The organism is Serratia sp. FDAARGOS_506 (assembly GCF_003812745.1).
Lineage (GTDB): Bacteria > Pseudomonadota > Gammaproteobacteria > Enterobacterales > Enterobacteriaceae > Serratia.
On record NZ_CP033831.1, the window covers coordinates 1,476,583 to 1,491,182 of the forward strand.

Here is a 14,600-nt window from a genome sequence, read left to right on the forward strand (position 1 = left end):
TTACCCCTGCTGCAGCAAGAAGGCGTCGATCTCTTCACGCCACGGCACCGAAGGCTGCGCGCCTGGGCGGGTCACGGCGATCGCCGCCGCCGCATGGGCAAAACGCACCGCGTCGGCCATGTTCTTGCCTTCCAACAGGGCGGTCACCAGCGCACCATTAAAGGTATCGCCGGCGGCGATGGTATCCACCGCTTGCACCTTGAAGCCGGGCACCAGTTTGCCGTTGCCGTTTTCGCTCAGCCACACGCCGCGGCTGCCGAGGGTGATGATCACCGTCGCGATGCCCTTGTCATGCAGCGCCTGCGCCGCGCGCGCCGCATCGGCGTCGTTGTCCACGGCGATGCCGGTCAGGCGCTGGGCTTCGGTTTCATTCGGGGTGATCATATCGATCATGCCCAGCAGCTCGTCCGGCAGCTCACGCGCCGGGGCCGGATTAAGGATCACCTGCGTGTGATGCTGCTTCGCCAGGCGGGCGGCGGCGATCACCGTCTCCAGCGGCGACTCCAGCTGCATCAGCAGGGCATCGGCATCGATCACTTTTTGTTGGTAGCGCGCCAGGTAATCCGGCGTCACCGCGGCGTTGGCGCCGGCATCGATGCCGATCACATTCTCGCCTTCGGCGTTGACGAAGATCAGCGCCACACCGGTGGTGCTGTCGGCGATGGCTTCAATCGGTTGGGTATCAATGCGATCGTTCGCCAGCTGCCGGCGGACACGTTCACCGATGTCGTCGGCGCCCACGCAGGCGATAAAGGCGATATCCGCCCCGCTGCGCCCGGCCGCCACCGCCTGATTCGCGCCCTTGCCGCCGAACGCCACCTTATATTGTTTCCCGATCACCGTTTCGCCCGGGTGGGGGAACTGTTCAATATTGAGGATATGGTCGGCATTGATGCTGCCAAGAACCACCAGCTTACCTGTTTCCATCGCATTGATTCCTGAATTGCGCGCCATCGTAAACGCCCGTTCCGATGGCGCTGGTATGACTTACTTAGTAACCAGTTTCAAATCGACCGGGATGGTCGCCGGCACTTTTTCGCCTTTCAGCACTTTATCGGCGGTTTCCACACCGATCACGCCGATCTGATCGGGACGCTGCGCCACGGTTGCCGCCAGCTTGCCGCCTTCGACCGCTTTCACGCCGTCTGCGGTGCCGTCGAAGCCTACCACGATCACGTCGGTTTTACCGGCGGTTTGCAGCGCGCGCAGCGCACCCAGCGCCATTTCATCGTTCTGGGCGAACACCGCCTGCACATCCGGGTGCGCGGTCAGCAGGTTCTGCATCACGTTCAGACCCTTGGTGCGATCGAAATCGGCCGGCTGGCTGGCCAACAGTTTGAATTTATTCTGATCCAACGACTGTTTGAAGCCTTCACCGCGTTCACGCGCGGCGGAGGTGCCGGCGATGCCTTCCAGCTGAATCACCTTGGCATCGGCGCCCACTTTCTTGGCGATGAAGTCGCCGGCCATTTTGCCGCCCACGCGGTTGTCCGAAGCGATGTGGCTCACTACGTCACCCTTGCTCGCCACGCGATCCAGCGTGATGACCGGGATCTTAGCCTGGTTGGCCATCTTGATGGCATTGCCCACCGCGTCGGAGTCGGTCGGGTTGATCAGCAGCAGCTTGGGCGCTCGCACCATCAGATCCTGCACGTTGGCCAGCTCTTTCGCCGGGTTGTTCTGGGAATCCAGCACCACCAGGTTGTAGCCCAGCTTGTTGGCCTCTTGCTGCGCGCCGTCCTTCATCGAGACGAAGAACGGGTTATTGAGGGTGGACACCACCAGCGCGATGGTGTCTTTGGCCATGGCATTGGCGCTCAGGGTGGCGCTCAGCGCGATGGCGGAAGCTAAGGTTGCCAGTTTTTTCATTTTCATCATCGTGATTCCTGTAGGGGGAGGTTACTTGTTGCTTTTGTTATCTACCAGAACCGCCAGCAGTATCACCACTGCCTTCACGATCATTTGGTAGTAGGAAGAAACACCCAATAAATTCAGGCCGTTGTTCAGGAAGCCGAGGATCAGCGCCCCGATCAACGTGCCGACGATGCGGCCCTTGCCGCCGGCCAGGCTGGTGCCGCCCAGCACCACAGCGGCGATGGCGTCCAGCTCATAGCCGGTGCCGGCGGTCGGCTGCGCCGACGACAGGCGCGCCACCTCGATCACCCCGGCCAGCGCCGCCAGCAGGCCGCACAGCGAGTAAACGATAATCTTCACTTTATCGACGCTGATGCCGGACAGACGGGTCGCCGCTTCATTGCCGCCCAGGGCATAAATATAGCGGCCCAGGCGCGTATGATGCAGCATATACCAGGCAGCGATGAACACGATCGCCATGATCCAGATCGGCGTTGGCACGCCCAGCGGGCGGCCGATGCCGAACCAGCCGAAGGTGTCGGCCACGTCGGTGAAACCGGTGTTGACCGGGCTGCCGTTGGTGTACACCATGGTGACGCCACGCAGCAGCAGCATCATCACCAGCGTGGCGATAAAGGCCTGCACTTTGCCTTTGGCGACGATCACCCCGGTACAGGCGCCAACCGCGGCGCCCAGCGCCAATGCCGCCGCCACCGCCACCAGCGCATTGACCTCAAAGCCGACGATCGACGCCGCCACCGCGCCGGTCAGCGCCAGCAGCGATCCCACCGACAGATCGATGCCGGACGTGAGGATCACCAGCGTCATCCCCACTGCCATGATGGCGTTCACCGAGGTCTGCTGCAGAATATTGAACAGGTTGTTCAGGGTGAAGAAGTTCGGGCTCATGGAAGAGACCACGGCGATCAGCACCAGCAGCGCAATCAACGATTTCTGCTCTAACAGCCACTCTTTACTGAACCAGCGCTTAGCTGCGATAGTCTGGGAACTCATATCTGATTACTCCTGCTTTACGCCGTATTGCTTGCCGACGGCTGCCGCCATCAACGCTTCCTGGGTGGCCTGTTCAATCGGGAACTCGCCGCTGAGATGCCCTTCGTGCATCACCAGAATGCGATCGCTCATGCCCATCACCTCCGGCATTTCCGAAGACACCAGAATGATGCTCAGCCCTTCCTGCTTGAACTGGTTGATTAACTGATAGATCTCTTTTTTGGCGCCGACGTCGACGCCGCGCGTCGGCTCATCGAGGATCAGCACCTTCGGCCGGGTCATCAGGCCGCGGGCGATCGCCACTTTTTGCTGATTGCCGCCGGAAAGCAGGCCTATCGGCTGCTCCATCGATGGCGTTTTAATATTGAACAAGCGGATAAAATCCCCCACCGCCTGTCGCTCGTCGGCCTGTTTCAGGCTGCCGTCGGCGCGGCTGAAGTAGCGCAGTGCGGTCAGCGACATGTTTTCCTTCACCGACATGCCCAGCACCAGGCCGTCGCGCTTGCGGTCTTCCGAGATATAGACGATGCCGTTCGCCAACCCGTCCTGCGGCGAAGGGGTGACCACGTCGCGGCCGTCCAGGCTGACGGTGCCGGCCTTGCGCGGGGCGGCGCCGTACAGAATCTTCATCAATTCGGTACGCCCGGCGCCCATCAGCCCTGCCACGCCGAGGATCTCGCCGCGGTACAGCGTAAAGCTGACGTCTTCAACGCCGGGGCCGGAAAGGTGGCTGACTTCCAGCCGCTTTTCCCCGCGCGGCAAATCAAGGCGCGGGTACTGCTCTTCCAGCTTGCGGCCGACCATCATCTCAATCAGCGAATCTTCCTGCAGCTCGCTCACCGGCCGCTCGGCGATAAACTGCCCGTCGCGAAATACGGTCACGTCGTCGCAGATTTCAAAAATTTCTTTCAGGCGGTGCGAGATATAAACGATGCCGCGCCCTTCGGCCTTCAGCTCGTTGATCACCTTGAACAGCGAGGCAGTTTCGGTGTCGGTCAGCGCATCGGTCGGTTCGTCCATGATGATCACTTTCGATTCGAAGCTCAGCACCTTGGCGATCTCCACCATCTGCTGATCGCCGATCGACAGTTCGCCCACCAGCCGGTGGCTGCTGTAACGCAGGTTGAGACGCGCCAGCAAGCGATCGGCCTCGGCGTACATGCGCTTCCAATCAATGCGGCCGAAACGGTTGACGAACTCGCGGCCGAGGAAGATGTTTTCCGCAATCGTCAGCTGCGGGATCAGGTTCAGCTCCTGATGGATAATGCCGATGCCCGCTTCCTGCGAGTCCTTAGGCCCGTTGAACGCCACCTCTTTACCGAGAAAATACTGGCTGCCGGCGTCTTTCTGGTAGATGCCGGTCAGCACTTTCATCATGGTGGACTTCCCGGCGCCGTTTTCCCCCACCAGCGCCATCACCTTGCCGGGATAGACGCTGAGGGCGGCGCCGGAAAGCGCCTTCACGCCGGGAAAGGCTTTATCAATCCCTTTCAGTTGCAGTAAAGGTTGCATACGCGCCTCAGAAAGTTACGCCGGCGCACAGGATCACGTTCGCGTAAGGCGAACACTCCCCGCTGCGGATCACCGCCCGGCTGTGCTCGGTTTGCGCTTTAAACGCCTGATGGCTGATATAACGCACACCGATGGTATTGCCCTGGCGTTGGCCCAGTGCGCTCAGTTCTGCCAACAGTGCCTCGTGGAGCGACGGATTCTGTTTCACGATCTCTTCCGCCAGGATGGCGCTTTCTACCTGCATCTCTTGCGTGACCGCCGCGAACACCTGCATGAAGGTCGGCACGCCCTGCGTCAGCGCCAGATCGATGCGCTGCGTTTCCGCCGGTATCGGCAGGCCCGCGTCGCACAGGGTGAGCTGGTCGGTATGCCCCAGCCGGGCAATCACGGCAGACACGTCGGAATTCAGTAATACGCCTTTTTTCATCTTCTCACTCCGCTAGCGAAACGTTTCGCTCTCTGAGGGAGTTTAAAAAAACGGCAGGGGAAGGCAACCGGGACAATGCAGAAGTGTGATCGCTATCGAAACGTTTCGTTCACACCCGGACAATGCACAAACAAAAGGGGCTCAGCTATGCTGAGCCCCTTATCAGGCGGGTTAGATCTCGACCTGCGTACCGAGCTCGATGACCCGGTTCGGCGGGATCTCAAACTGATCCGGCGCGCGCAGCGCATTGCGGCTCAGGGCGACGAACAGTTTACCGCGCAGGTAGAGGTACCACGGCCGCTTGGTGAGGATCAGCGATTCATGGGACATGAAGAACGAGGTCTCCGACATGCGGCACGGCAAGCCTTCCAACCCGCAGCGGTGGAACACCTCCTCGACGTTCGGCGTTTCACGCCAGCCGTAGCTGGCCACCACCCGCCAGAAGGTCGGCGACAGCTGTTCGATGGTCACCCGGCGCACATTGTGCACGTAAGGCGCATCTTCGGTGCGCAGCGTCAGCAGCACCACCCGCTCATGCAGCACCTTGTTGTGCTTCAAGTTATGCAACAGCGCAAAAGGAATGACGTTGGTGGCGCGCGACATGAACACCGCGGTTCCCGGCACCCGCACCGGCGGCGATTTCTCCAGCGAGGCAATCATTGCCTCCAGCGAGTTGCCGTGTTCATGCAGGCGGCGCAGCAGGCGGAAGCGCTCGCTCTTCCAGGTGGTCATAATGAGGAACATCACCAGCGCCAGGGTCAGCGGCAACCAACCGCCGGAGAACAGCTTCAGGGCGTTGGCGGAGAACATCGGCACATCAATGATCAGCAAGATAGTCACGATGCCGATCGCCAGGAAGCGATTCCAGTGCCAGTTGTTGATCGCCACCGAGGTGACCAGAATACTGGTCAGCACCATGGTGCCGGTGACGGCAATGCCGTACGCCGCCGCCAGGTTGCTGGAGTGTTCGAAGCCAATAATCACCAACACCACCGAGATGTACAGCGTCCAGTTGATCACCGGAATATAGATCTGGCCAGATTCCATTTCCGAGGTGTGAATGATGCGCATCGGCGACAGATAGCCCAGACGCACCGCCTGGCGGGTCAGCGAGAAGACGCCGGAAATTACCGCCTGTGAGGCAATAACCGTTGCCAGGGTCGCCAGAATCAGCAGCGGGATCAGCGCCCAGTCGGGTGCCAGCAGGAAGAACGGGTTCTTGATCGCCTCAGGGTTTTTCAGCAGCAGTGCGCCCTGGCCGAAGTAGTTGAGCACCAGTGAAGGCAGCACCACGGTGAACCAGGCCAGGCGAATCGGGAACTTGCCGAAGTGCCCCATATCGGCATACAGCGCCTCGACGCCGGTGATCGACAACACCACCGCACCCAGCGCGAAGAACGACACCTTCTTATATTCAATGAAGAAGTTGAGCGCCCATTTGGGGTTCAGCGCCTGCAGCACTTCTGGGTTCGAAATGATGCTGCGCGCGCCCAGCACCGCCAACACGATGAACCACAGCAGCATCACCGGAGCGAACAGCTTGCCGACGCTGCCGGTGCCGTGCTTTTGAATGGCGAACAGCAGCGTCAGCACCAGAATGGAGAGCGGCACGATATAGGCATCAAGCGCAGGCGCGGCGATTTCCAGCCCCTCTATCGCCGACATCACCGAGATAGCTGGGGTGATCACCACCTCTCCATAGAAGAAGCTGCCGCCGATCAGGCCCAGTATCACCAGCACCGCGGTGGTGCGTGCCGAGGTGTTGCGCCCGGCCAGCGACATCAGCGTCAAAATACCGCCCTCGCCGGCGTTGTCCGCACGCATCACATAGGTGAGATATTTGAGGGAAACGATCACGATCAGCATCCAGAAAATCAGCGACAGGAAGCCGAAAACCACGTCTGGACGAACATCGAAGCCGTAATGGCCGGAGAAACACTCTCTCAGCGTATAGAGAGGGCTGGTGCCGATATCACCGTAGACCACGCCGATGGCCGCCAGGGTTACCGCCGATAAGGACTGCTTATGCTCTGCGCTCATAATTCGTTTCTTTATCAGAACATCCGTTAGCGATGCATCCGCATCAGGCAAAATACGGGCTCAAAGATCCGTCACGCCCACCAGAAAGCCGCACAGTATGCACCATTTATACGGCTTGCCTACCCTTATATCAGAGCCGAAAAATAAACAAAATGTGAACCGGATATCCGACACAGCTTAGAAAAATATTACTAATCAATAAGCTATACCACTAAAAATAATGGTGGTTTATCATCGGATTATCGACCAAGATTGGCTAACTCTCGGACAATGCGACAATTATATGACGCCATCATCCCTTCTGGCAGAACGAATTTCCCGCCTCAGCAGCGCGCTGGAGAGCGGTCTTTATGAGCGGCAAGAAGCGATCCGCCTGTGCCTGCTGGCGGCGCTGAGCGGCGAAAGCGTATTCCTGCTCGGCCCGCCCGGCATCGCCAAGAGCCTGATCGCGCGCCGGCTGAAGTTTGCCTTCCGCAATGCCCGCTCCTTTGAATACCTGATGACGCGATTTTCCACGCCGGAAGAGGTCTTCGGCCCGCTCTCTATTCAGGCGCTGAAAGATGAAGGGCGCTATCAGCGCCTGACCGCCGGCTACCTGCCGGAAGCGGAGATCGTGTTTCTGGACGAAATCTGGAAGGCCGGCCCGGCGATCCTTAACACCCTGCTGACGGCGATCAACGAACGGCGCTTTCGCAACGGCAACAGCGAAGAACCGATCCCGCTGCGCCTGCTGGTCACCGCCTCCAACGAACTGCCCGAAGCGGACAACAGCCTCGAAGCCTTATATGACCGCATGCTGATCCGCCTGTGGCTGGACAAGGTGCAGGATAAACAGAATTTCCGCGCGCTGCTGGTCAACCGCCAGAACGAGAGCCAAAACCCGGTGCCGGCGGCGCTGAGCGTCAGCGACGAAGAGTTTCTGCAGTGGCAACCGCAGATCGACAAGGTGGCGCTGCCGGAAGCCTGCTTTGAGCTGATTTTCCAGCTGCGCCAGCGGCTGGACGCGCTGGAACAGGCGCCGTACGTCTCCGATCGGCGCTGGAAGAAAGCCCTGCGCCTGCTGCAGGCCTGCGCTTTCTTCAGCGGGCGCGACGCCATCGCTCCGCTCGATCTGATGCTGCTGAAAGACTGCCTGTGGCACGATCTCACCTCGCTGAAGCTGCTGCAACAGCAGATCGACCAGCTGCTGACCGAATCGGCCTATCAGCAGCAGTCGATGCTGATCCAGCTGCAACAAATCCATACCCGCTGGCTGCAGGATCAGCAACAGCAAAGCGATCGGCAAGCCATCAGCCTGGTGAAAAAGGGCGGCATGTTCAGCCGCAAACCGCAATACGCGCCGGCCACGCCGTTCGCCGCCGGCCCTCTCACCCTGCTGTTGCAAAAACCGCTGCAGCTGCATGACATTCAGGTCAACCACCTGAGCATCGAAAGCAGCGTGCTGGATAACTGGCTGCAAAAAGGCGGCGACGTGCGCGCCAAACTGAACGGCATCGGCTTCGCACAGCCGATCGATTTGGATGTCGACGACCAACTGCACCTGACGGTGCTGGACGTCAGCCGCCAGCCTTCGCTGCTGGCGCTGCCGGGCAAACAGGCCACCGCCACGCCGCAGGCGCTGCTGGATGAGATGGACGCGTTGGCCCAGCGCCTGGCGGAACAGCGCCGCGCCTTCAGTCAGCATCAGCCCTGTCTGTTCACCCCCGCCGCCGGCTTGGCCAAGATCGAAGCCAGTCTGCTGCAGGTGGCAGAGCAGGTTAAACAGCAACTGCAGCAAATGCGCGGCCAGTAACCATGCTCAGCCTGGAGACGCTCGATCTGCTGCTGGCGATCACCGAAGGCGAGATGATCGAGGAAATGATCGTCGGCATGCTGGCGGCGCCGCAGCTGTCGGTGTTCTTTAAAAAGTTTCCGGCCATTCGCCGGGCGCTGGATCGCGATCTGCCACGTTGGAAACTGCAGCTCAAGGAGCGTCTGCAGGAAGCCATGGTGCCGCCGGCGCTGGCGCAGGAATTTTACCGCTACCAACAGTGCCAACTGGAGAACAACACCCAGTTCTATCACAACCTCAATGACACGATGGAGCTGCTGCGCCAGCTGGTCTCGCCGTTTTATGAACAGGCGCGCGCGCTGGTGGACGCCGCCGATCTGCCCAACCATCCGCTGGACGACAGCTTTCAAACCCTGTTCCTGCAGCGCTGGCGCATCAGCCTGACGCTACAGGCCACCATGCTGCACCACCAGCTGCTGGAACAAGAGCGCGAGCAGTTGATGGCGGAACTGCAGGAGCGCCTGGCGCTGAGCGGCGCGCTGGAGCCGCTGCTGTCGGAAAACGACACCGCCGCCGGCAGGCTGTGGGACATGAGCAAGGGCCAACTGCAGCGCGGCGATTACCAACGGCTGGTGGAATACGGCAACTTTTTACAGCAGCAGCCGGAGCTGAAAAAGCTGGCGCAGCAGCTGGGCCGCAGCTATCAGGCCAAGGCGGTGCAGCAACAGGACGCGCAGCCCGAACCGTTCAGGGTCATGGTACAGGTGCCGGCCACGCTGCCGGAAGAAGTGAGCGGCATTCATCAGAGCGACGACATCCTGCGCCTGCTGCCGCCGGAGCTGGCGACGCTGGGGATTGAAGAGCTGGAGTTCGAGTTTTATCGCCGGCTGCTGGAAAAGCGGCTGCTGAGCTACCGCCTGCAGGGCGACGTCTGGCAGGAACAGATCCTGATCCGCCAGGTCACTCACCAGCAACAGGATCAACAACCGCGCGGGCCGTTTATCGTCTGCGTGGACACCTCCGGATCGATGGGCGGCTTCAACGAACAGTGCGCCAAGGCGTTCTGCCTGGCGCTGCTGCGCATTGCGCTGGCGGACAACCGCCGCTGCTACATCATGCTGTTCGCCAACCAGATCGTGCATTACGAACTCACCGCCGCCAGCGGCATCGAACAGGCAGTGCGCTTTCTCGGCCAGCAGTTTCGCGGCGGCACCGATCTGGCGGCTTGCCTGAATGCCACCGTCACCAAAATGGCGGACAGCGGCTGGTTCGACGCCGATGCGGTGATCATTTCCGATTTTATCGCCCAGCGGTTGCCGGAAGAGGTAATAAAGAAGGTGAAACAACAGCAACAAAGCCACCAGCAGCGTTTCCATGCGGTGGCGATGTCCGCCTACGGCAAACCCGGCATCATGCGCATCTTCGATCATATCTGGCGCTTCGATACCGGGCTGAAAAGCCGTTTGATGCGCCGCTGGCGGCGCTAGGCGGGTTTAGAGCAGGCCTTCGACCGCCCCGCGCACTTCCGGCGACCACACGCCGCACTGCACCTGGCCGATATGCGACAGTTGCAACAGCAGCATCACCAAGCGCGACTGGCCGATGCCGCCGCCGATGGTCTGCGGCATATCGCCACGCAACAGCGACTGGTGCCATTCCAGCTTCATGCGCTCCTCGTCACCGGTCAGCGCCAGCTGATGTTTCAGCGCGGCGGCGTCAACGCGGATGCCCATGGAAGACAGCTCGAAAGCGTCCTGCAGCACCGGGTTCCACACCACGATATCGCCGTTGAGGCCCGCCAGGCCATCCGCCGTCGGCGTGGTCCAGTCATCATAATCCGGCGCCCGCACATCGTGCGATTTGCCGTGCGACAGCTTGCCGCCGATGCCGATCAGGAATACCGCGCCCAGCTCTTTGGCGATCGCCCGCTCGCGCCCTTTGGCGTCCAGATCAGGGTAGCGCTGCAGCAGGGTTTCGCTGTGCACGAAGTGGATTTGCTCCGGCAGGAACGGAGTCAGGCCATGCTCGCGGCTGACTTCCGCCTCCGTCGCCTTGATGGCGGCGTAAATGCTGCGCACGGTGCTTTTCAGGTAGTCCAGACCACGCTCACCGTCGCCCATCACCCGCTCCCAGTCCCACTGATCGACGTACACCGAGTGGATAGGCGTCAGGCGATCTTCATCCGGGCGCAGCGCCTTCATATGGGTGTACAGGCCTTCGCCGGCACCGAAATCGTAGCTGCCCAGGGTTTTGCGTTTCCATTTCGCCAGTGAATGCACCACTTCGAAGGTGGCGTCCGGCAAGGTTTTGACTTTGACCTGCACCGCTTTCTCGCTGCCGGAAAGGTTATCCTGCGTGCCGTCGCCCAGGCGGCTGAGGATCGGCGCCTGCACTTCGATCAGACCGAGCTGCTGTTCCAACTGGCGGGAGAAGAAGGATTTGACCTGGCTGATTTGTTGTTGTTTTTGGATAAACTGTTTTTTCATTGCCGTATCTCTTGTAAACCTGTCTCTGTTGACATCGATTAAGCAACAAAAAGACACACCAATTCAATATCCACTAATCAATATTGCCTTTTAACTTTTAATCGTTCATTTTTACCCGGACAGAATTCAACAATCGCTAATTAATGGGGGATTAAATGGCGGAAATTTATCAGATCGATAATCTCGATCGTGGCATCCTCAACGCTCTGATGGACAACGCGCGCACACCGTACGCCGAACTGGCGAAAAACTTCGCCGTCAGCCCCGGCACCATTCATGTGCGGGTAGAGAAGATGAAACAGGCCGGGATCATCACCGGCGCGCGCATCGACGTCAGCCCCAAACAGCTGGGCTACGACGTGTGCTGCTTTATCGGCATCATATTAAAGAGCGCCAAAGACTATCCTTCAGCGCTGAAGAAGCTGGAAAGCCTGGAAGAAGTGGTGGAAGCCTATTACACCACCGGCCACTACAGCGTCTTTATTAAGGTGATGTGCCGCTCGATCGACGCGCTGCAACAGGTACTTATCAACAAGATCCAGACCATCGACGAGATCCAGTCTACCGAAACGCTGATCTCGCTGCAGAACCCCATTATGCGCACCATCGTGCCGTAACCCGCCAAATTGCATACCCACATTATCCACAGGTAGATCCCAGCCGATTCACAGCGTACAATGCAGCCACTTTGAGTGAGAAGGTTGGGATCGTTGGTTCATGGCAGACATAACTCTGATCAGTGGCAGTACGCTTGGCGGCGCCGAATACGTGGCTGAACATATGGCTGAAAAGCTGGAAGACGCGGGTTTCTCTACCGAGATGCTGCACGGCCCTGAACTGGATGAACTGCCGTTGACCGGCCGCTGGCTGGTGGTCTCCTCCACGCACGGCGCCGGCGAACTGCCGGATAACCTTCAGCCGCTGCTGGAACAGATCGCCGAACAACAGCCGGATCTTTCCGAGGTGCAGTTTGGTGCCGTCGGTTTGGGCAGTTCGGAATACGACACCTTCTGCGGTGCGATCAAACAGATCGACGATCTGTTGATCGCCAGAGGCGCGAAAAGGATCGGCGATCGTCTCGAGATCGACGTGACCGAGCATGAAATTCCCGAGGATCCGGCCGAGGAATGGGTAAAAAACTGGATTACTTTACTCTAATTCGCCTAAAGATCGCGCGAACGATTGTGGATAACTATACTTAAAAGCAGGGTAAAAGCCGTAGTTATCCCAATAACAACCGTAGTGCGCTTTTTGTCCTGTGCATAACAAGTCTTTTAGATCCCAGCTTATCTGCGTCGGGATCACCGATCATTCACAGCAAACGATCCTCCTTAATCTGCTGATCTTCATCGTGAATAGTCACTTATCCACAGAGGATCGCGATCCTAATAAGAGATCTAATAAAGAGATCTTTAAATAAAAAAGATCTTCTTTTAATTACCGACGATCCTGACCACTTGGTCGATCGTCTAAACTTGAGTAGAATCCCCCACCCCAGGGCAAATAACGATCGTTCGCAATACGGCGAGGTGCAGTTCCATGTTTTATCCAGATCAATTTGACGTCATCATCATCGGTGGTGGCCATGCAGGTACCGAGGCCGCCATGGCCGCGGCGCGCATGGGACGTCAGACTTTATTATTGACACACAATATCGATACGCTGGGACAGATGTCCTGCAACCCGGCGATTGGCGGTATTGGTAAAGGGCATCTGGTTAAGGAAATTGATGCACTCGGCGGCCTGATGGCGACGGCGATCGACCATGCAGGCATCCAGTTTAGGATACTAAACGCCAGCAAAGGCCCTGCCGTACGCGCCACGCGCGCTCAGGCAGATCGCGTGCTGTATCGCCAGGCGATCCGTACTGCCTTGGAGAACCAGCCCAACCTGATGATCTTCCAGCAACCTGTTGAGGATCTGATCGTCGAAAACGATCGCGTGGTGGGTGCCGTAACTCAAATGGGCCTGAAATTCCGCGCCAAGGCGGTGGTATTGACTGTCGGCACTTTCCTGGACGGCAAGATCCATATCGGCCTGGAGAATTACAGCGGTGGCCGCGCCGGGGATCCTCCTTCGATCTCGCTGTCGCAGCGTTTGCGAGAACTGCCGCTGCGCGTTAACCGCTTGAAAACCGGTACGCCACCGCGCATCGACGCCCGCACTATCGATTTCAGCGTACTTGCGCCACAACACGGCGATACGCCGGTACCGGTATTCTCGTTCCTGGGCGATGCCAGCCAGCATCCGGAACAAATGGCGTGCTACATCACCCATACCAATGAAAAAACCCATGACGTGATCCGCAATAACCTCGATCGCAGCCCGATGTATGCCGGGATCATCGAAGGGATTGGCCCACGTTACTGCCCGTCGATCGAAGACAAGGTCATGCGCTTTGCCGATCGCAACGCGCACCAGATCTTCCTCGAGCCGGAAGGCCTGACCAGCAACGAGATTTACCCTAACGGGATTTCCACCAGTCTGCCGTTCGACGTACAGATGCAGATCGTCCGTTCGATGGAAGGGATGCAGAACGCGCGTATTATTCGCCCTGGTTACGCCATCGAGTACGATTTCTTCGATCCGCGCGATTTGAAACCGACGCTGGAAAGCAAATTTATTCAGGGGCTGTTCTTCGCCGGTCAGATCAACGGCACTACCGGGTATGAAGAAGCCGCTGCGCAGGGCCTGCTGGCCGGTCTGAACGCCGGGCGCTTCGCCGACGAACAGGAAGGCTGGGCGCCACGTCGCGATCAGGCTTACCTGGGCGTGCTGGTGGACGACCTCAGCACTCTCGGCACCAAAGAGCCGTACCGCATGTTTACCTCACGCGCCGAGTATCGCCTGATGCTGCGCGAAGACAATGCCGATCTCCGCCTGACGGAAAAAGGCCGTGAATTGGGTTTGGTGGACGACGTGCGTTGGGCGCGTTACAGCGAGAAGCTGGAGCGAATCGAACGCGAACGTCAGCGCCTGCGCGACATCTGGATGCACCCGCATGCCGAGAACGTCGAACAGGTCAATGCGCTGCTGAAAGCGCCGCTGTCGCGTGAAGCGAACGGCGAAGAGCTGCTGCGCCGCCCTGAGATGGATTACGCGCAGTTGACCGGCACCGACGCCTTTGCGCCGCCGCTGGACGACGTGCAAGCCGCCGAACAGGTCGAGATCCAGGTCAAATACGAAGGCTACATCGCTCGCCAGCAGGAAGAGATCGAAAAACAGCAGCGCAACGAGAATACCGTGCTGCCGTTGGATCTCGATTACCGTCAGGTTTCGGGGCTGTCGAACGAGGTGATCGCCAAGCTGAACGATCACAAGCCGAATTCCATCGGCCAGGCTTCGCGTATCTCCGGCATTACGCCGGCGGCAATCTCAATTTTGCTGATCTGGCTGAAAAAGCAGGGACTGCTGCGCCGCAGCGCATAAATCTCGCATTCAGGCGGCCGTTTGTTCATCCCGTAGCCAAACGGCCGCTGACATCACTTGCGCCCTG

Annotated in this window: 12 protein-coding genes; 5 read left to right on the plus strand and 7 right to left on the minus strand. The window is 59.1% G+C overall.

Going from position 1 to position 14,600, the window contains the following annotated elements:
* The 6 genes from rbsK to kup all read right to left on the minus strand — a co-directional run bounded on the left by rbsK (nucleotide 1) and on the right by kup (nucleotide 6,847).
* Nucleotides 1-927 (minus strand): ribokinase, encoded by a 927-nt coding sequence (gene rbsK / locus EGY12_RS07275; protein ID WP_123893005.1) that lies wholly within the window; start codon nucleotides 925-927, stop codon nucleotides 1-3.
* Nucleotides 928-987: 60 nt separating this feature from the next.
* Nucleotides 988-1,875, minus strand: coding sequence for a ribose ABC transporter substrate-binding protein RbsB (rbsB, locus tag EGY12_RS07280; RefSeq protein ID WP_060453010.1), 888 nt, complete (start codon nucleotides 1,873-1,875; stop codon nucleotides 988-990).
* Nucleotides 1,876-1,899: 24 nt separating this feature from the next.
* A complete protein-coding gene (gene rbsC / locus EGY12_RS07285; RefSeq protein WP_019455467.1) occupies nucleotides 1,900-2,868 on the minus strand; it encodes a ribose ABC transporter permease in 969 nt (322 codons plus the stop codon).
* Between the two features lie 6 nt (nucleotides 2,869-2,874).
* Nucleotides 2,875-4,380, minus strand: a complete 1,506-nt coding sequence (rbsA, locus tag EGY12_RS07290; protein WP_123893006.1) for a ribose ABC transporter ATP-binding protein RbsA — start codon at nucleotides 4,378-4,380, stop codon at nucleotides 2,875-2,877.
* A 7-nt stretch (nucleotides 4,381-4,387) separates the two neighbouring features.
* Complete coding sequence (gene rbsD / locus EGY12_RS07295) at nucleotides 4,388-4,807, minus strand: D-ribose pyranase (protein WP_123893007.1); 420 nt, start codon at nucleotides 4,805-4,807, stop codon at nucleotides 4,388-4,390.
* A 171-nt stretch (nucleotides 4,808-4,978) separates the two neighbouring features.
* Nucleotides 4,979-6,847: a low affinity potassium transporter Kup gene (gene kup / locus EGY12_RS07300; protein WP_123893008.1), complete on the minus strand. Its 1,869-nt coding sequence runs from the start codon at nucleotides 6,845-6,847 to the stop codon at nucleotides 4,979-4,981.
* A 283-nt stretch (nucleotides 6,848-7,130) separates the two neighbouring features.
* Between kup and ravA the strand changes: the two genes are divergently transcribed.
* Together ravA and viaA are read left to right on the plus strand one after the other, a co-directional pair.
* Nucleotides 7,131-8,639 (plus strand): ATPase RavA, encoded by a 1,509-nt coding sequence (gene ravA, locus EGY12_RS07305; RefSeq protein WP_123893009.1) that lies wholly within the window; start codon nucleotides 7,131-7,133, stop codon nucleotides 8,637-8,639.
* A 2-nt stretch (nucleotides 8,640-8,641) separates the two neighbouring features.
* Nucleotides 8,642-10,105 (plus strand): ATPase RavA stimulator ViaA, encoded by a 1,464-nt coding sequence (gene viaA, locus EGY12_RS07310; protein WP_123893010.1) that lies wholly within the window; start codon nucleotides 8,642-8,644, stop codon nucleotides 10,103-10,105.
* Between the two features lie 6 nt (nucleotides 10,106-10,111).
* On the opposite strand, the gene asnA is transcribed toward viaA, so the two are convergent.
* Entirely contained in the window at nucleotides 10,112-11,104 is a 993-nt protein-coding gene (gene asnA, locus EGY12_RS07315) for an aspartate--ammonia ligase (protein ID WP_049207099.1), read from the minus strand.
* A 155-nt stretch (nucleotides 11,105-11,259) separates the two neighbouring features.
* Here asnA and asnC point away from each other — a divergent pair, with 155 nt between their 5' ends.
* The 3 genes from asnC to mnmG all read left to right on the plus strand — a co-directional run bounded on the left by asnC (nucleotide 11,260) and on the right by mnmG (nucleotide 14,533).
* A complete protein-coding gene (gene asnC / locus EGY12_RS07320; RefSeq protein WP_004933786.1) occupies nucleotides 11,260-11,721 on the plus strand; it encodes a transcriptional regulator AsnC in 462 nt (153 codons plus the stop codon).
* 100 nt (nucleotides 11,722-11,821) lie between these two features.
* On the plus strand, nucleotides 11,822-12,262 hold the full coding sequence (gene mioC / locus EGY12_RS07325) for an FMN-binding protein MioC (protein ID WP_123893011.1): 441 nt from the start codon (nucleotides 11,822-11,824) through the stop codon (nucleotides 12,260-12,262).
* 381 nt (nucleotides 12,263-12,643) lie between these two features.
* A complete protein-coding gene (mnmG, locus tag EGY12_RS07330) occupies nucleotides 12,644-14,533 on the plus strand; it encodes a tRNA uridine-5-carboxymethylaminomethyl(34) synthesis enzyme MnmG (RefSeq protein WP_033631384.1) in 1,890 nt (629 codons plus the stop codon).
* The last annotated feature ends 67 nt before the right edge of the window (nucleotides 14,534-14,600 follow it).

What these genes read in the sequence shown, in the direction of transcription:
- mioC (WP_123893011.1), top strand. Translation starts at nt 11,822, where the DNA reads ATGGCAGACATAACTCTGATCAGTGGCAGTACGCTTGGCGGCGCCGAA.
- asnA (WP_049207099.1), bottom strand. Translation starts at nt 11,104, where the DNA reads ATGAAAAAACAGTTTATCCAAAAACAACAACAAATCAGCCAGGTCAAA.
- rbsK (WP_123893005.1), bottom strand. Translation starts at nt 927, where the DNA reads ATGGAAACAGGTAAGCTGGTGGTTCTTGGCAGCATCAATGCCGACCAT.
- rbsB (WP_060453010.1), bottom strand. Translation starts at nt 1,875, where the DNA reads ATGAAAATGAAAAAACTGGCAACCTTAGCTTCCGCCATCGCGCTGAGC.
- mnmG (WP_033631384.1), top strand. Translation starts at nt 12,644, where the DNA reads ATGTTTTATCCAGATCAATTTGACGTCATCATCATCGGTGGTGGCCAT.
- rbsC (WP_019455467.1), bottom strand. Translation starts at nt 2,868, where the DNA reads ATGAGTTCCCAGACTATCGCAGCTAAGCGCTGGTTCAGTAAAGAGTGG.
- asnC (WP_004933786.1), top strand. Translation starts at nt 11,260, where the DNA reads ATGGCGGAAATTTATCAGATCGATAATCTCGATCGTGGCATCCTCAAC.
- ravA (WP_123893009.1), top strand. Translation starts at nt 7,131, where the DNA reads ATGACGCCATCATCCCTTCTGGCAGAACGAATTTCCCGCCTCAGCAGC.
- rbsD (WP_123893007.1), bottom strand. Translation starts at nt 4,807, where the DNA reads ATGAAAAAAGGCGTATTACTGAATTCCGACGTGTCTGCCGTGATTGCC.
- kup (WP_123893008.1), bottom strand. Translation starts at nt 6,847, where the DNA reads ATGAGCGCAGAGCATAAGCAGTCCTTATCGGCGGTAACCCTGGCGGCC.
- rbsA (WP_123893006.1), bottom strand. Translation starts at nt 4,380, where the DNA reads ATGCAACCTTTACTGCAACTGAAAGGGATTGATAAAGCCTTTCCCGGC.
- viaA (WP_123893010.1), top strand. Translation starts at nt 8,642, where the DNA reads ATGCTCAGCCTGGAGACGCTCGATCTGCTGCTGGCGATCACCGAAGGC.